Below are 18,763 nucleotides of genomic sequence, written 5' to 3'. Positions count from 1 at the left end.
ACAAGTACAAAAATATATAATATTATACTAAATTGTAATTTGTTTTTAAAATCAATATAAAAGTGATATTACAGATGAATGTATACCTAAGAATATATTAGTTAACCTGTACTAATGGTTTACTTTTTTCGTTTTCTTTATCGATACTTTCAAAAGTAGAATTATTAGAGATATATTCAGGAACAATCTCTTTAATCTTACTCACAATCAAATGATCTTGATTAATTAAATTCAAAATACTTAAATCATCTATTTTTTCCTTTAGGTTCTCACTATTGTGATCCGCTAATCTACTAATCATTATTTTCTTATGATAGGTAGGCAATGTATTCTCAGTATCCGCCAATAACTCTTCATATAGTTTTTCTCCTGGTCGTAATCCAGTGATCTCAATATCGATATCATCCGGATATTGCAGGCCTGATAATCGAATCATTTTCTTAGCTAGATCAAATATTTTTACGGACTCTCCCATATCAAAAATAAAGATCTCTCCTCCATTCCCCATCGTTCCTGCTTCAATCACTAATTGAGAAGCTTCAGGGATCGTCATAAAGAATCGCGTAACATCTTTATGTGTTACAGTTAACGGTCCTCCTCTTTCTATTTGTTTTTTGAATAAAGGAATTACAGATCCATTAGATCCAAGGACATTTCCAAAACGCGTGGTTATAAACTTAGTTTTACTCGTTTTTTGTAAGCACTTAATATACATCTCAGCTACTCTTTTAGTAGCTCCCATTACATTGGTAGGATTAACTGCCTTGTCTGTCGAAACAAAAACAAATTTACCTACATTATACTTAGATGCCAGATTGGCAACACTTCTTGTTCCCAATACATTTATTTTCAACGCCTCGCATGGATTTGCTTCCATTAATGGCACATGCTTATATGCTGCTGCATGAAATACCATATTAGGTTTGTATTTTTCAAAAATAGCTTCTGTACGATGATAATCTCTGATATCGGCTACTATTGGTGTAAAATTAGTCGTTCCTTTTCTTAAGAGTTCTTGCTGTAAATCATATAAAGGAGATTCTGCCTGATCTACCAAAACCAAATGCTTATAGTTATAATAAGATGCCTGACGTACAATTTCACTTCCTATAGAACCTGCAGCTCCGGTAATCAAAATAACTTTTCCTTCTAATTCTCTCTTGATATTTTGATTTTCTAAAGAAATTGGATTTCTCTCCAATAAATCTTCAATTTGAATTTGTTTAATCTGAGAAGCTTCTAATCTTCCATCAATCCAATCCTCTACAGCTGGAACGATTCTCAATTTTACTCTCAATTTTAAAAATCGATCTGAAATTTTAGACAAACGTTTCTTACTTATTTGTGGCATCGAAACGATTACCTCTTTAATATTATTTTTTGCTATAAACTTTTCTGTAATTACATCTGGATTGAAAACAGTAATTCCATTAATTGTTTTTCCTATTTTCTGAGGATTATCATCAATAAACCCAACTACAGTAATAGATTTTTTAGAATCATTTGTTACTGCTGCTTGTGTAATTAATCCTGAATCTCCTGCTCCGTAAATAAGTATACGGGAAGCTTGTCCCAACCTGGATTTGATACTTTGGTACCCGTATTTAAAAACTAATCGACTTAATGTCAATGTAATAATATTAAGCAAATAAAATACACATAGAATAGAAATCGGTATATTAAGTAATTCAGGAATTACTCCCAGGCGACTAAAAACCATCAGTATTCCACTCATGGTAAATAAAATTGTTACAGCCAAAAACAAATTATAGGCATCTTTCATTCCGGTATGTCTGACCACCCCTTTATAAGAACCTACTAATAAAAAACTTATAGCAGCCATTAATACGATGATCGGTAATCGATAGCCAAGTTCAGCAATATCAAAGTTTAATACAATTCCAAAACGCACGATGTACGCCAAAAAGAAATTCACTACTATGATAAAAAGATCAATTCCCAAAACAAGCCACTTGGAGGCATGTCTATTTGAATAATTCAGGATAAGTTCTTTGAGTTTCATTGTACTATATTTTTTATTACAAAAACAATTTTTTGTAAATCTTCTTCTTCTAAATTCGATCCACTTGGTAAGCAAAGTCCTTTCTCAAAAAGAGATTCTGATACGCCATTTACATATGACTTACAATCCGAAAAAACAGGCTGTTTATGCATTGGTTTCCAAAGGGGTCTTGATTCGATATTTTGCGCTGCCAGCGCAAGTCTGATTTCTTCTCTTACTTCATAAGACGAGGTCTTAATCGTAGTTAACCATCTGTTTGAATAATATCCGTTAGGCTCTTCGACAAAAGATATTCCTGCTAACTGATTTAAATGTGTATAATAAAATTCGTAATTTCTTCTTCTCAAACCTATATGCTTGTCCAATACCTCCATCTGTCCTCTTCCTATTCCCGCTACGATATTACTCATACGGTAATTATAACCGATCTCAGAATGCTGATAATGCGGAGCATTATCTCTGGCTTGTGTAGAAAGAAATATTGCTTTGTCTTTTATTTCTTGTTTTTTAGCTACTAAGGCGCCTCCTCCCGAAGTGGTAATAATTTTGTTTCCGTTAAATGAGAGGATTGCTAAATCCCCAAACGTACCACATTTCACATCAAAGAAACTACTTCCTAATGCTTCTGCACTATCTTCTAATACCGGAATTTCATAAGCGGCAGCTATATCGTGAATTTCCTGAACCTTATATGGCATTCCATATAGGTGTACTGCTATAATCGCCTTAGGTTTTACACCATTTTTCAATCGGTCTTTAATAGCTACTTCCAATTGTTCAGGACATATATTCCACGTTGATTCTTCACTATCTATAAAAACAGGTTTCGCTCCTAAGTAAGTAATTGGATTCGCAGAAGCTGCAAATGTAAAACTCTGACAGAGTACTTCATCTCCATGGGTTACTCCCAAAAGCTGTAATCCCAAATGCAAGGCCGCTGTTCCTGAACTAAGTGCAGCGACATACGATTCATTTTCTAAATAGGTAGCGATATCATCTTCAAACCCATTTACATTAGGTCCTAAGGGGGCAACCCAGTTAGAATCAAATGCTTGTTTAACGTACATTTGTTCGTTTCCTCCCATGTGTGGAGACGATAACCATATTTTCTTAGAATCAATTGCTTTCATAGTTTTCCCATTAAAAATGAAACAAAACAGTAACAACGAATTATATATATAATCGTTTTTAGTTCTTTAATAACAATCTAAATTAACTGAAAGAAAAGGGGGTAGACTTTTCTAGTATGATGTAACTCTAGTTGTTTTTCCATTGTAAAAATAGCTCAGTAATCTTAAAAAATAGCGCTTACATCAATATATTGGACAGAATACTCAAAATCTCGTCCAACAACGCAAAATGTTAAAACCCTCTTACAATTCATACAGGTTATGTACGAAAAAAATTAGGGGTATATCCCCTATAATATAAGGGGAATACGCATTGAATATCAGACATATAATCATTATTTATAATACTTCGTTTTATTATAAGCAAGTACGATGATATCTTTTAGATACAGGTTATCTTATCACTATGGAATCATTAATTTTTAAGTACATAAGAAATACAACTTTTTTAACATTATTTTTTAGATATATAAAAAAAAGTAAGTATTTCTTGATTATTTTATTTAAAAGAACAATTTTTACCGGACCTAATAAATCTACCCTTTTTTCGACCTTCCTTATTGACTAGGCATACTAATAAACTTTAGTCATTTAGTTGATAATTTATGTTATTTAACTCGCTACCCTATTTTATTTTTTTACCCATTGTATTTGTTGTGTATTGGTTTCTTAGGAGAAGTTATACAAAACAAAACATTTTCTTATTAGCTGCCAGTTACTTCTTTTACGGATTGTGGGATTGGCGCTTTTTATTTTTAATCCTTGCCAGTACTGCTGTAGATTACGTAGTGGGTATTAAGATTGCTACTGCTACACATCCTCATCTTAGAAAGTACTGGTTACTAACCAGTGTATTCTTTAATATGAGTTTATTGGGATTCTTCAAGTATTACAATTTTTTTATTGAATCGTGGAGTGATCTCACCTCTTTATTGGGATTTAGTACTCAAAGCTCCTGGACCTTGCAAATCATTCTTCCGGTCGGTATTTCCTTTTACACTTTCCAGACAATGTCCTATTCTCTGGATATTTATTACAAAAGGCTACGCCCTACCCGGGATTTTATTTCATTTGCAACCTTCGTCGGTTTTTTTCCTCAGCTAGTTGCTGGTCCTATAGAACGAGCTTCCAACCTGCTTCACCAAATAACTGATAAAAGAAGTTTTAATTACACTCAATGTACTGATGGGCTAAAACTAATTTTATGGGGATTGTTTAAAAAAATAGTCATTGCTGATGGGGTTGCACCTATTGTTGACGACATATTTGCTCATTACAGTACACATAGTGCTTCTACATTGCTACTAGGTGTTTGTCTATTCAGTTTTCAGGTTTATGGTGATTTTAGCGGCTACTCTGATATCGCTATTGGAACTTCCAAATTATTTGGAATCGAACTAAGGTCTAATTTTAAATTCCCTAATTTTTCACGAAATGTAGCAGAATACTGGCAGCGATGGCATGTTTCTCTATCGACATGGTTTAGACATTATGTTTATATACCCTTAGGAGGCAGCCGTGTAACCAAATCAAAATCGGTCCGAAATATCATCATTATTTTTCTGGTTAGCGGATTCTGGCATGGCGCTAATTGGACTTTTATTGTATGGGGAGCCATTCATGCAATCTTATACATTCCTGTATTCTTAATGGGAAGAAACCGGATTTATATGAATACTGTTATTGCCGAAAACAAAGTATTCCCTTCGTTTATAGAGGTTTTACAGCTTTTGCTTACCTTTTCTCTCGTCACTTTTTCCCGTATATTTTTCAGGTCTGCTTCTGTGACAGATGCTTTTGCTTTTATAAAACAATTTTGTACTCATTTTTATTATGAACACTATCAACATCCACTGGGGTACAGGATGATTGACTACTTCATCGTATTATTACTCTTCATCTGCTATGAGTACATCATTCGCAGAAATGAAAGATCTCCAATCCCTTTTAATTCCAAAACCCTCCGTTTTATCACCTATCTGCTACTGATATTTTTCATACTGTTATTCTATGATGATCACGTAGATCGATCTTTTATTTACTTTCAATTCTAATCCTATGAAAAAGCTTTTATACACAATTACAATCTATAGTTTTTTAATCTTGATTTCTTTAGAACTAATGGTTAGAGTATTTCATCTGGGGAAAGATACCCCACTCCGATATCTGGATCATAATAAAGTAGAAAAGTGGAAACCAAATCAGAAAGGGTATGCAGTAACCGGTAACAGAAGACAAAATTTTTCCGAATACCGTATCAACAATTCCGGTTTTAACTCCTACAGAGAATTCTCTCCTTCATATTCTCAAAAAGAAATAGCTCTTGTAGGAGACTCTTTTATCGAAGGGTTTCATCAACACTACCAAAACTCTATAGGAAAAAAAATAGAACAACAGTTAACTGATACCGAAGTATACGAATATGGTTATGCAGGATACGATCTGGCAGATCAACTGCACCTTATTCATGCATATAAGAAAGATTTTGATAAAATCGATCAGGTATTTTTAGGAGTTAAATTTTCAAATGACCTGACCCGGGATCGGTACAAGGTTGTACAATACCGATTGAATCTTGACTCTCCGACCAATCGTTTATTTAAGAAAAGTAAATTATTGGTTTACGCTCAAAACATCGGGATATTGGATGCCCCAAAAAGGCTTATCAATTCCCTCAAAGCTTTTGTTTTCCCTTCGCAGCAAACGACTTCTAAAAAACGTACTCAGAAAGATACTGAAGTAATTTACCTCGCTAACTTTGAAAAATTAATCAAACGTTATGGTTTTGATAAAAAGCGTTTTACTTTTCTTCTTGATAAAGAAAACACAAGTCCATTGTTTATAGAACATCTTGAAAAAAACGAATATAAGTATCTCGATTTTTCGTCAGAATTCTCCCGTTCCAAGAAACCTAAAACACTTATTTATGACAAACATTGGAACAATCACGGAAGAGATCTTATCGCAAAAGTCATCGTTGATTATATAAAAAAGAAGTCCTAACTTAACTCTCTAATCTATACAATGGAAAAAAACCTTTCTTAATATCTGTCTCACAGGTCATATTCTCTGTCATATTACACTTCTGTAACACAAGTTTCATATACTGCTCCGGATTAATAATCTTTCTTCCTGTATAGTAAGTAACGTCCTGATCATTAGGAAAGAATGATTTTTTATACTTATACAAACTATCCCCATCAGACCTTCCTCCTCCCAGAATATAATATTTATAATGGTGTTTTCTCGCCCAGTTCATAACCTCTATTTTTAGAAAATCATTAGGGCGTGTATAAAAGTAATCTGATAAAGTTCCTCCCAGGTATGAGTACAATGTATTATCATTCACCAAAATCAATTCTGTAGAAATTGGTTTATCATCTTTATATACCATTCCTATAATAGCATTCTTAGGATTGTTTTTTATGAAATCGATAAAGTAATCTATTTTGTGATAATACAATGAGTCGGCATTATTTCGCTGCATTGTACTGATATAGATATCATAAAAGTCTTTGATTATAGCTGGTGAGATCGGGTTGCTATATACTTTTAATGTCAGGGATTGCTGAGTTGCTTTTCTATAATTGTTTCTGACTTTGGCTTTGAACTGGCTCCATTGAGTTTCTTCATCTACGATTTCTCCTTTTACATTGGTTAATGTAGGGATTAATTCGCCATTATAACGACAGTGGTTATTATTGAGGCTAAACCGAATAAACTCACTTACAATATTTTCTTTTTTATACCATGCATCTACCTCTCTCCAGAAATATTCCAGATCTTTACATTCTACATGTTCAATATCCAGCAAAGGACCTCCATAACCATAAGGAGAAACAACATCTTTATATTTTCCGTCTGTTTCTTTTATATCTCTCAGGTAAAATGGCATAACGACAATAGGTCTCGAATTTCGCTCTAGTACAAAATAACTCAGGCGATGCTCCCGCATCCCGGTAATCCCTATATATTCTAAGGTATAAAAGGGGTTTTCGTTTCCTACTGAATTCAATATCTTTTTATACTTTTTTAATGCTTTTTCTGAATCAATTGTATAACAACTGAAGGTTAACTTTTGAGTAGATTTTCCGAGATATCCATCTCCGTTTTCTCTTTCTCTAACTTTTTTTGCAGGAATTCCATATGCTACCACGTTTCTTCGTATATCTTTTGTTACAACAGCTCCTGCTCCTATTACAGTATGAGCCCCTATAGTTGTGTTCTGTAGAATCGTCACTGCAATAGAAATTGCTGTAAACTCACCTATAATAACAGTTCCTCCCGTGGTTACCCCGGGAGCCAAGCTCGAGAAATCTTCCATAATTCCATCATGACCGAAATTGGCATTCGTATTAATGATACAAAACTCTCCGACTACGGCATCGGCATTGACTGTACCTGAAGCCAGAATTACGGTTCCTCTACCAATATTGGTTTTTTCGCTTACAATTGCCGATGGATGAATCACTGTTATAAATTCAAAATCAGGAGCGACTTCCAAGACTTTTTTATACAACTTATACCGAATCCAGTTATCGCCAATAGAAATAATTCCCTTGGTAATTCCTTTTTTCATTAGAGCTGGTATGATATTCTCCGAACCAAGAATATCATATCCCATAATCTTCTGTCCCTTTGGTTTATATGAATCTATAAACCCGTATATTTCATACTTATCTTCCAGTTCTATAGCTTCTGCTATCACTTTACCATGTCCGGAGGCTCCAATAATTAAAACTTTTTCCATCTCGATTATTCGTTATCATTACCTGTAAATACCGGCATGTTTAGATTTTCTTGATTATTCACTCCTTCCTTTATCAAAACCTTCTTAATGGTTTTGAATATTATTCTAATATCTAATAAGAGGCTTAGGTTTTCTACATACCAGACATCGTATTCAAATTTTTGAGACCAGCTGATTGCATTTCGCCCATTTACCTGTGCCCATCCTGTTATCCCTGGGCGCACCAAATGTCTTTTTTTCTGCCGTTCATTGTATAACGGAAGGTATTGCTCTAATAAAGGCCTCGGACCTATTAAACTCATATCGCCCTTCAATACATTAATCAGCTGCGGAATTTCATCCAACGAATACTTACGAACAAATGCTCCTGTTTTAGTAATTCGATCTTTATATGGTAATAATTCCCCATTGGCATCTTTTTTATCATTCATGGATTTTAACTTGATAATCCTAAAGAGCTTTCCATCTTTACCAGGTCTGGTTTGAAAGAAAAAAGGTTTTCCTTTATTCGAGAACAATAAAACGATGATGACTATTATCAAAACCGGTGACAAAATCAACAGCCCAAAAAATGCGGCTAAAAAATCAAGTAATCTCTTAAAAACTAAACGATACATTTTATGTACAGATATATAATATTATTAGTTTAATTCTTTTTTTATAGCTGCTACGAGATCTCCTACATTTTCCATTTTCATCAAGTCCATTAATTTAAACTTAACGTTGAATTTTTTCTCTACTTCTCCTATTAACATCATATGGGTAATCGACTCCCATCCTTCTACATCATCCGCAACGGTCTCTGTTGTCAATTCAAAATCATCGTGTTCCAAAATAATAACAAACGATTCTTTAATGCCGGTTAATATATTTTCTACTGTCATGAATCTATATTTTTTGTGTATTTTATTGTGTAAAAAATGTTCTAAGTTCTTTTCTATTTATTTTGCCATTAATACTATGCGGAAATTCGTCTACAAACTTATAATGCGTCGGAATCATATACGGGGGCATTTTTTTCTTCATATAAGCTATCATTGCATCGAGTTCAAACACTTCTGACTCGATTGCCAGCCCTAATTCTGCATTTCCCAATGAATTGGTAATGTCCAATGCTACTATATTGACTTTTTTCTGAACCACCGTTTTAGCATGATATTCTATTTCTGCCAGTTCTACACGATATCCTCGTATTTTTACCTGAAAATCAGCACGCCCTACATACATAAAATCTCCTTCTTCATCCACAAAACACAAATCTCCTGTCTTATAAGCACGTAACTGCTTTCCTTTTTCATCAAAATTAAAAAAAGAAACTTCATTTCGTTCTTTATTTTTCCAATATCCTGCAGTTAATTGATCTCCTATTAAACAGAGTTCTCCTGTTTCTCCTACAGCTACCTCATTATTATCTGCATCGACAATCATATATCGTACTCCTGCTAATTCTCTACCAATGGAAATAATTCCATTATGGGCTTTGGTAGCTGATACCGCATCATAAGGGTAATACCCACTATACACAGTAAATTCTGTCGGACCATAATAATTAAATATCCGCGCATTGGAAATACACTCACTCCATTCTGCTGCAATATCTGCATGCAATGCTCCTCCTCCAAAACTACAATATCGTACTTCGGGAGCTATGATCTCACTATAATATGGTCGCAAATAATTAATGATAGAGGGAACCATTGTCAGTACTGTTAATTTATATGTCTCCATCAACCTGAAAACCTGTAAATATTTAATAGCATTAGAAGGTATCGTATATATACTTGCTCCTTTAAGCAAAGGAAACAAGTAGGTCACTACCGAGAAATCAAATGTCAATTCAAACATTTGAAGACATCGATCTGAAGAAACTAAATTAAACTCTGAATCTGCATCAACTGCATTCACCAAACTCTCGACATTATGAAATGTTATAGGCACTCCTTTTGGCACTCCTGTAGTCCCTGATGTAAAAAGGATATAAGCAATATCCTCTTTATTTACTGGTTTTGGCTTGGATGCACTTCCGTTATTCTGAAGAGTAGCTGTAGTAATTACAGTAAAAGAATCTTCATAGATACTTTTTTCTGAAGAATCTAACACATATATAGAATTCGTCAATTCAAAAACGTGAACATTTCGCTCCTTCGGCGTCAAAGGATTTACCGGAACATAGGCTTTCCCTTCAAACCAAAGTGCCAATATACTGGCATATGTATATATATCATCATTCGTAACCAACCCTATAAGTTTATCATTTTCAGGAATGGTATCATTAATTACATTTCGAATCCTGGCTATCTCTTTCCCTAATTGCTTATAGCTATAAAAAGTATCCTTAATACAAAATGCCGTATCCTCCCGACTGGATGTAATAACTTTATATAAGTTGGTTATGTAATTCATCAATTCTATTAATTATAAACTTTACCTCTAAACTCTCTCTTTTTAAAAGAAATGTCCATCTCTGTTATGAAAACTCAAATGCCCTAACGTCAAAGAAAGCGTTTTATGTGCTAAAGCTTTCTTAATTTTTTTGTAAACAAATATTGCTGAGTACTTTTCAGTGATTTTTTTAGCCAGGATGGCATCATCTGTAAATATAAAACTGGTTTTTTCTTTTATAAAATGCTCCATTAGTGCATCTACAATAACTGCTAATTTCTTTTCTTCTTCTACCAAAAAGTATTTTACATTAAACTCTTTATTATTAACCACATAAGAGAAAAAACCAATAATTTTTTCACCTTCCTTCACCGCAACATTGGTTATATACACCTTACTACTCAATCCTGCGAGTAATGACTTATAAGGAAACGTATCTCCTGGGTTTACCTGTGTATATTGTTTATGATCTAATTGCCAATTAACATACTCTTGCGTCTTCAGAATCAGATCATCCTTGCACAAAGGCGCTATAAACGCCCAGAGTTTATCGTCAATGGATTGAGGGTATTCATAAGATAATATAGCAGTTCTTTTTTTAATTCCCCAGTTATTTTTATTCCTTACTAAGAAAGCGACTGTTTTATCAAGTACTTTTAACACCGGTTTAAACGGTGTTAACTTCGGAAATCTCCCAACGAGAATAGAGGGTTCTACACTAAAAAAAAGTGTAAATCGCTCTCTGGCTAACAAAACATCAAAAGGTTGTTTTTTATAAAACTCATTGACTTCTTCTGCAAATGATTTGATAATGACCCTGCTTTTAGTCAACCCTAAAGCTTCTCTATAAAAATACGTTCCTAATACTGTATCCTTATATTTTTTATGCACCCACCACAATAGCATCCAATATACTTTCTCTACTGTTTTTTCTACTGTATTAATCAAATCAGGAAATAATAGGATGTAAGCCATTATTTTTCCTTTTTCTACAGCTATAATACCGCAATAATCATCTTCTTCAATTCGATTGTTCTGTAGCAACCAAGTCGCTTTACTTTTCGGTAAAGGTGCTACTTCATCGTTCCAGAATTTATTTGATTTTACAGCTTCTCTTAACGTTGATTTTGTTATTGGAATTATTTCCAGATCTTCCCCCATTGGTTTAATTTACAAAATATGTGATCGTTCGATTTCTTGAATTGTTTTAATAATAATTTTTCTTCCCTGCTTGGCAAACTTTGGATATAAGGTATCAAAAGTGTCCCCTTCTTTTACCTCAATGGCTTTCTGACATAATATTTTCCCTTCATCTACCTTATCATCAATTATATGAGTAGTAATTCCTGTTATTTTTACTCCATATGCCAACGCATCCTGAATGGCTGTTTTAGTTCCCAAAAAGCTAGGAAAAAGAGACGGGTGGATATTGAGTATTCTATCCGGAAATGCTTTTAGCATTGCCTCTCTAATAATATACTTATAATTAAGCATAAAAATAAAATCAATTTCCCGCTCCTTTAACACCTGAATCAGCTTCTCTTGGTAGGCTACTGCACTGTCAAATTCTTTTCTAACCAACTGTAGTGTTTCCACCCCCATCTCTCTGGCTTTTTCAGCAGCTCCACATGGTTCTTCCTGATAAACAACAAGTCTTATTTTACTTTTATCGAATTTCTTATTATCAAAAGCTTCTAATGTATCTTTGGCATTTCTACCCCAACCTGTCACTAAAATCGCCCAATTAATTTTCTTTTCTGTACTCATCTAAATCTACTATTACCGAATTAGGGTCTACTACTACATCTTTTGATGCAATTACCTTAACCACGGTACTTATTATTATTTTCACATCCAATAAAAAAGAGATGTTCTCTACATAGGTTACATCTAACGCCAGTCTTTTATCCCAGGCTAACACATTTCTTCCTGAAACTTGTGCCAGACCTGTTATTCCCGGTAATACTGCATGCCTTTTTCTTTCGTTTTCGTGATAATACGGCAAATACCGAATCAACAGGGGTCTTGGTCCTATAAAACTCATATCGCCTTTTAACACATTAAATAGTTGTGGGATTTCGTCTAATGAGGTTTTTCTTACGAACTTACCTATAGTTGTCAGCCTGTCTTTATCCGGAAGCAGGTTGCCTTCCGCATCTTTTTTATTATTCATTGTCCTGAACTTTATAATACTAAAGATCTTCTCTCCTTTTCCCGGTCGTCTCTGAACAAAAAAAGGATAGCCTTTATTAGCTATAGACAATAATATAAATACAACTAAAAAAACAGGAAATAACAACAGGATAAGTACGAATGCAAAAACAAAATCAATCCCCCTTTTTACATAAAATTTATACACTAATCTGTTATTAAAAAGTATTCCATTTGATAAAAATAATGTCTTATTTCACTCCTTTAAGATACATCAAAAATAAGACATTGAAATATTCCTTGTAAGGGGAAAAATACCCTTTTTTTACTTTTTTAAAGTAAGATATTTCTATGTTTTTTCCTACAGTGCAGAAAAAACTATTAGTTTTTCATCTCATTAACCATAAAACGCCGCTTACCAGAATCCAGAAGAGGAATTTCATCTACATACTCTACAGATATGGTCGCATCAGCTCCTAAAAAGTCTCTGTATTTTTTGATAAATTCTACTTCTCTCTGAAAAACTCCTTCAATATTAATTTTAAAAAGATAAACGCCATGATCTTTTTGAATCAACTGACATTGTTTCAGCTCCTGGTAATGATTCGCTACATACATAATATTAGAGTATATAGCTTCTCCTTTTGTATCCGTAAGTACGTCCATCTTTCTACCTTCTATACGACATAAGATTTCTTTTCCATCAATCATATGTTTAGCTCCTATATCTCCTGTATCATATCGTATAACCGGCATGCAGTAATTATAAAGGTCTGTCACCACAATTTTTCCTATAGCTCCATTTTCTACAGGAGTATTAGTTTCTATATCGAGTATTTCTACGTAATAACTGGCTGTATTGATGATAAAACCATCTTCTTCAGTATGAATTTCCTGCGCTATGATTCCATTTTCTGTATTAGAATATCTCGATATCGGATTAATCCCGAAATATTTCTTCATAGCATCTCTGGTATAATCATTTAACTTTTCTGAGATCGTAATAACAGAAACCAGCTTACCAGGTAACGGACTACTGTTTTTTTCATCCATATACCTACAAATCTTTTCTATAGCAGACACATACCCTAACCAACTCATCGTTGATTTATTTTTTCTCAGTTTGTCCAGAATGTCTTCTATAACATGATTTTCTTTTAAACTAAAAACATCAACCGGAATGATATTTTTAATTTTATTGGTTAGAAATGACTTTTTACCATATGTCTTCCATAACCTAAAATAGGTCAATTCATTTCCCAGGGTATAACCACCTCTTTCAGAAAAGTAAATATTATCAGCTGTATTTCTATCTCTTTTAGACATATCATGGAACAACCTAAATGGAGTCCCTGTTGATCCACTGGTAAACACCTCCTGCTTGGGTTCACCTATATAGGATGCTGCCTGAAAACTATTAAATTGGTCTCTGATTATATTTTTATCGATAATCGGAAAATCGTGTATAGATGAGTATTCCCTGTATTTTTTGTAAAAATCAGTACTATGAACTGCATGGTCTAGAATATTGATCAAGCTATCATCTTTTTTTGCCATTACTTTAGGGTGTAACGGGTTCTCTATAATGTATTTTATATCTTGATAATGATTTTTGACCTTACCTTTTTTTACTTTATCCATAAACCAAAAAAAGTTCCGTCTTAATAGTTCTGCATTTCTCATTAGGGCGTAATTCTATATCACTATTTTACCTCGTTCATAATTTCCTTAAACAAAGGATGTTTTAAGTATCCTCCATAAGCAATATCCGGTGTAATAAAAGAATTGTTATCATTTCCTTCTATAATAACAGGACCTTTGTTACTAATTGCTATATCCCATCCTATAATCCGGTCTGGAATATAAATAACTGCTTTTTTTATCAATTCGCATGCTTCTTCAAAAAAAGGTATTTTATATTCGTCAAATACCACTTCTGTATCCGGATGGGCTTTTAACTTATTCCCTCCATATTTCATCAATTGATGGGTTTCTCCTGACAGTACTCCTTTTTCCATATTTACCGAAAGATAATACCCTCCCGAACTTCCATTATCGATTACACTACCTCCTGCTCCAAATCGCATAAAAGCGGATAAAATATGAATGGTTCCTTTTTTATCAATATACGAATCAAATCGAAGTGTATTGATACTATGCGGATAAATTTTATTTATATCGTCATGCTGTATGACTACTTCCTGATAAATACAATCATTAGACAATAGATAATCTCCATACTTTTCCAGCTGTTTTTTCAAGGTATCTTTCCGAACCAAAAAACAACCATTCCCTCCCATGTCTTTGATAGATTTTATAAAAATCTCATCCTTCATTTCTGTTTCAAACAAGGTACTAAAAAAAGAATGCAACTCTTTTGTATCAGTAACAGACACTCCCTTTTTTTTATAAAAAAATGTATTGTTTAGATTATATCCTATGAGTTTTGGAACTGGTAATCCATTATATTCCATATACACAGCAAATGACAATTTATTTCTAAGAATCGAAGCATACTGATATTGATGCATCTTCTTAGATAAAGTTATTTCATCCACCTCTTTGCTACTGAGATAATCGGTATAGTTTGTTACATTTTTTCGATATAAAAATTTTCCGAAATAGAAAAAAGGAAGTTCTTTTTTTACAAACCAAAAGACAATAGCTTCCTTTATTATTTTTAAGATAGGTTTTCTTTCCTTATCATTTAAAAAAACTGAAATTCGCTGTTTCATTACGAAGCGCTACTTAAAAAAAATTAATGTTGTTGTTCCAAAAGCTTCGTATACTCTTCCAGTAATGAATCCCATATAAATTGTCTTTCATAATCTTTGACGATTACTGCTCTGGCATTTTTAGCCAGACGGGTATACAAAATACCATTTGTCAATATTTCTTTCATTTTATCGTGTAGAGAATTGGCGTCTTTTACAGGAATAATCATGCCATTTACCCCCTCTTTTACGATCTCATTACACCCATTAATATCAGTAACAATACTCGGTAGTCCCATAGCCCCTGATTGCATCACCACATTAGGAAATCCTTCTCTATAACTAGGAAATGTAAGTACATTAGCTATTGCGAAATAAGGTCTGACATCATCCTGCCACCCTAGAGATATAATATTCTTATTGGTCTCAATTTCGTCTTCGGTTTCTTTTGTTACCGGATCCAACTCTTTTTCAAAAGGACCTACCAACAGAAGTTTCACTGAATCATTCTCTTCATTTATTTTTCGGAATGCATGAATTAATTCATTAATTCCTTTATCTGTTACTAAACGTCCTACAAACAGAAAAACAAAATCCGAAGGAGTAATTCCTAAATCTTTTCTAAAAGCATCTTTCTCGTTTTCAGTATATATAGCAGGATCAAAATGAGCAGTATCAATCCCATTAGAACTACCTTTTCCAATTACTTTTAACTTGTTTGGTTTTGTATACTTATTCTGTTCTATAATATCCTTTAAGCCATAAGAGTTTGGGTATATTTTGCTTGCACAGCGATACGTAATTTTCTCTACTCTATCCAGCAATTTTCTTTTACTTCCAGTAGCTACCAATAAAGGGAGCCCTGCAATGGTGTGTAACCGTATCGGTACTCCTGCTAATTTTGCAGCGATCATTGACAAAGTCCCTGCTTTTGGAGTATGGCTATGTACAATATCAGGTTTTTCTTTCCTGAAAATTTTATACAATTGATAAACCGCCTTTAAATCCTGTAATGGGGTAATTTTTCTGGTCATTTCTACCCCAATGACTGGTATTTGTTCTTCTTCTGAAACCTTTTGAAGCTTATCCCCACCTGAACTCGATATTCCTTTTATATCAAAATACTGAGACATGAATTTTAACTGCCCTTTTAGTAATCCCCCTAAAGACAAAGGAACAGTTGTTACCCTTATAATTTTTTTCACTGTGTTTTAAATCGTTATTGTGTGAAATATGATGTTTTTGTGATACGACAAAGATATATCTTAATTTTCATATTTATATGGAAATCCTGTTGATATTCTCCAAAGATAATTCTGAAAAACAAAAACCATTTTTCTTATAAAAATGCATAAAAAAAAGATGATTTTATTTTCTTTGCTATTTTGATTTTTACCTTTTGTATTTTCTTGTTAATTTTTATTACAAAACCGTAATCAAAAAAGCTCCTTCTCCTATATTATTAAATATTTGATTCTCAAACAGGTATTATTACCTATTAAGGAAAAACCATAAAGTTTATATAAATTAACAATAATTAACTTACTGATTTACAATTAGTTAAATGTTAACTTTAACTTAATTTTAACACGTAATAATATAATATATACCAAATAATCACGTTATTTATTAGCACCTTAAATCTATTAAATATATTACTAATGAAAACTACCAAAACCTATTCCCTGATTCTATGTTGCTGTTTTTTCTTTCTTGCGTGCAGCAGCGACAATGAAGTCATAGAAGATCCTGTTGTTGTTCCCCCTCCAGGTGTCGAAGAACCTATCTCTGATGCTCCATGTAAGTTTAACTTAAATGGAGACCTACCTGTTAATGGAGTGATGGTTATTGATTGTATTTTAGACCTAGACGGAAAAACAATTGAACTTCCTGAGAATTTTAAATTTGATTTTGATGGAGGTATTATTACTAACGGAACCTTAAAATTTAACGGCGGTTATATTGACGGAAGACTTCTAAATTCTAAATTGAAAATAGAAGGCTCTACCAAACTAAAAAATCCAGCTTATCAATTTCTTCCTTCGAGATGGGAGATTGTGCAAGGAAAAACTACCCAAGAAAACGCACTGAGAAATAAAAAAATCCTGGAAGATAATTTTGAAATGGCACAGGCACTTAAAGCTGAAAGTTTTTCTATAGGTGCTATGGATGCCTATTTTTATATTGCGGAGGAGTATGTAGAAGGAAATTATTATCCGACTTTGGAAGCAATTAATGTGCCTTCCAACTTTACTTTGATTATGAGTAATGATACGCATATACGTACTTTTCCTAATAGCAGTTCTAAATACAGTTTATTAGCAGTACACGATGCTGAGAATATTACTATTAAAGGAGGAAATCTATACGGAGATAGAGATGAACATAATTATGCCGGTGGAGGAACTCATGAATGGGGACATGTACTGGCATTAAGATCTGCTGTTAATGTTGTTATTGATGGAGTACGCGCTGTAAATGGTGCGGGAGATGGAATCGATATTAATAGTATCGGTTTTACCCACACACCAGAAGGTTACAAACCTTCTAATAATATTATTATTAAAAACTGTATTCTCGATAGTAACAGAAGAAACAACCTAACCGTCAGTGATGGTAGGGATATCAGAATTGAAAACAATCAATTTCTAAATGCCAGTATTAATACAGCACATTCTACAGGAATAGCTCCCGGATTTGGAATTGATATTGAAGCAGAACGGGAAAGAGGTGATGATGGAGAACTAATTTATGATGAAATGGCTAGAGACATCCAGATTGTCAATAACATAGAAAGAGGAGGAAGAAAAGGAGCGTTTCTTGTTTTTATCGGATACGATATTCTTATTGAAGGAAACCAAACTGAAAATTCGATAGGGTATTCTTTTGGAAATGGAATAAAAATCAGAAAAAATAAAATTACAGCTGTTGGGTCTGATAAAACTGAAGGGACAGCAATTCTTGCAGGAAGAACTGCCAATAGTGAGACAATCTATAATAACGATATCTCTGAGAATGAAATTATCGGATATAATGTAGGTATTAATGTCAAAAACAGAGATACCAAAGTATATAAAAATGTAATTACTGATTTTACTACGGCTATCTTCCCTAGTCAACTAGAAAATTCTGAGATCTATTCTAATACACTAAACAGTTCCAGAAAGGACAGTCGAGGGATATTTGTTTTTATGACGAGTGTAAATAATATTACACTTAGGGACAATGATATTACCGTTACGTCCAATCCTATAAAATTTGCCAGTGTCAATCTTGAGCCAGAAGCACAGAACTGGAAAGTAACAGTAACTAAAAACACTACCCGATCTCCTGTTCATAACCTTATCACTATGTCGCACAATATCGATGTGATTGATAATCACTTCTTTCAGAGTTTTGAAATATACGACTCTAAGAGTATTGAATTATCCAAGAATAGAATCGATACTAACAGAGATGGAATTCATTTAAAAAACACCAATCTCAGTATTGGCATCAAGGACAATCATATCAATATAGATCCTACTAAAGAATGTATTATCGTACAATCAACGACTAATGATGGAGAAGTACTTATCTCTAACAATACCTGCGTACAATAATCGAACCCCTC

The 18,763-nt window shown here is 33.3% G+C and carries 15 protein-coding genes; 3 read left to right on the top strand and 12 right to left on the bottom strand.

Features of this window, described 5'->3' with window-relative positions:
• Nucleotides 1–97 precede the first annotated feature (97 nt).
• Nucleotides 98–2,023: a polysaccharide biosynthesis protein gene (locus tag ACFSTE_RS17580; RefSeq protein ID WP_176030356.1), complete on the bottom strand. Its 1,926-nt coding sequence runs from the start codon at nucleotides 2,021–2,023 to the stop codon at nucleotides 98–100.
• Nucleotides 2,020–3,153, bottom strand: a complete 1,134-nt coding sequence (locus ACFSTE_RS17575) for a DegT/DnrJ/EryC1/StrS family aminotransferase (protein ID WP_378254699.1) — start codon at nucleotides 3,151–3,153, stop codon at nucleotides 2,020–2,022. The genes ACFSTE_RS17580 and ACFSTE_RS17575 overlap by 4 nt, the downstream gene beginning before the upstream one ends.
• A 605-nt stretch (nucleotides 3,154–3,758) precedes the next feature.
• Between ACFSTE_RS17575 and ACFSTE_RS17570 the strand changes: the two genes are divergently transcribed.
• Nucleotides 3,759–5,207, top strand: a complete 1,449-nt coding sequence (locus ACFSTE_RS17570; RefSeq protein ID WP_378298311.1) for an MBOAT family O-acyltransferase — start codon at nucleotides 3,759–3,761, stop codon at nucleotides 5,205–5,207.
• Between the two features lie 4 nt (nucleotides 5,208–5,211).
• On the top strand, nucleotides 5,212–6,156 hold the full coding sequence (locus tag ACFSTE_RS17565; protein ID WP_378254696.1) for a hypothetical protein: 945 nt from the start codon (nucleotides 5,212–5,214) through the stop codon (nucleotides 6,154–6,156).
• 1 nt (nucleotide 6,157) lies between these two features.
• On the opposite strand, the gene ACFSTE_RS17560 is transcribed toward ACFSTE_RS17565, so the two are convergent.
• The 10 genes from ACFSTE_RS17560 to ACFSTE_RS17515 all read right to left on the bottom strand — a co-directional run bounded on the left by ACFSTE_RS17560 (nucleotide 6,158) and on the right by ACFSTE_RS17515 (nucleotide 16,355).
• Nucleotides 6,158–7,903 (bottom strand): NeuD/PglB/VioB family sugar acetyltransferase, encoded by a 1,746-nt coding sequence (locus ACFSTE_RS17560; protein ID WP_176030360.1) that lies wholly within the window; start codon nucleotides 7,901–7,903, stop codon nucleotides 6,158–6,160.
• Between the two features lie 5 nt (nucleotides 7,904–7,908).
• Nucleotides 7,909–8,520 (bottom strand): sugar transferase, encoded by a 612-nt coding sequence (locus tag ACFSTE_RS17555; RefSeq protein WP_176030361.1) that lies wholly within the window; start codon nucleotides 8,518–8,520, stop codon nucleotides 7,909–7,911.
• 24 nt (nucleotides 8,521–8,544) lie between these two features.
• The gene (locus ACFSTE_RS17550; RefSeq protein ID WP_176030362.1) at nucleotides 8,545–8,787 is read right to left on the bottom strand and encodes an acyl carrier protein; all 243 of its coding nucleotides are present in this window, start codon (nucleotides 8,785–8,787) and stop codon (nucleotides 8,545–8,547) included.
• 22 nt (nucleotides 8,788–8,809) lie between these two features.
• Nucleotides 8,810–10,306: an AMP-binding protein gene (locus ACFSTE_RS17545; protein WP_378254693.1), complete on the bottom strand. Its 1,497-nt coding sequence runs from the start codon at nucleotides 10,304–10,306 to the stop codon at nucleotides 8,810–8,812.
• A gap of 42 nt (nucleotides 10,307–10,348) precedes the next feature.
• Entirely contained in the window at nucleotides 10,349–11,446 is a 1,098-nt protein-coding gene (locus ACFSTE_RS17540) for a hypothetical protein (RefSeq protein ID WP_378254692.1), read from the bottom strand.
• A gap of 9 nt (nucleotides 11,447–11,455) precedes the next feature.
• Entirely contained in the window at nucleotides 11,456–12,052 is a 597-nt protein-coding gene (locus ACFSTE_RS17535) for a formyltransferase family protein (protein WP_378254690.1), read from the bottom strand.
• Nucleotides 12,030–12,644, bottom strand: coding sequence for a sugar transferase (locus ACFSTE_RS17530; protein ID WP_378254688.1), 615 nt, complete (start codon nucleotides 12,642–12,644; stop codon nucleotides 12,030–12,032). Before ACFSTE_RS17530 ends, ACFSTE_RS17535 begins: the two co-directional genes overlap by 23 nt.
• 173 nt (nucleotides 12,645–12,817) lie before the next feature.
• A complete protein-coding gene (locus tag ACFSTE_RS17525; RefSeq protein WP_378298309.1) occupies nucleotides 12,818–14,077 on the bottom strand; it encodes a CoF synthetase in 1,260 nt (419 codons plus the stop codon).
• 62 nt (nucleotides 14,078–14,139) lie between these two features.
• A complete protein-coding gene (locus tag ACFSTE_RS17520; protein WP_176030368.1) occupies nucleotides 14,140–15,171 on the bottom strand; it encodes a sugar-transfer associated ATP-grasp domain-containing protein in 1,032 nt (343 codons plus the stop codon).
• 23 nt (nucleotides 15,172–15,194) lie between these two features.
• On the bottom strand, nucleotides 15,195–16,355 hold the full coding sequence (locus tag ACFSTE_RS17515; RefSeq protein ID WP_378254685.1) for a glycosyltransferase family 4 protein: 1,161 nt from the start codon (nucleotides 16,353–16,355) through the stop codon (nucleotides 15,195–15,197).
• 456 nt (nucleotides 16,356–16,811) lie between these two features.
• Here ACFSTE_RS17515 and ACFSTE_RS17510 point away from each other — a divergent pair, with 456 nt between their 5' ends.
• Nucleotides 16,812–18,752, top strand: a complete 1,941-nt coding sequence (locus ACFSTE_RS17510; protein WP_378254683.1) for a hypothetical protein — start codon at nucleotides 16,812–16,814, stop codon at nucleotides 18,750–18,752.
• Nucleotides 18,753–18,763: the final 11 nt, after the last annotated feature.

The sequence above is a fragment of the Aquimarina hainanensis genome, from assembly GCF_042684685.1.
GTDB lineage: Bacteria > Bacteroidota > Bacteroidia > Flavobacteriales > Flavobacteriaceae > Aquimarina > Aquimarina hainanensis.
This window is presented reverse-complemented; position numbering and strand designations above follow the sequence as displayed.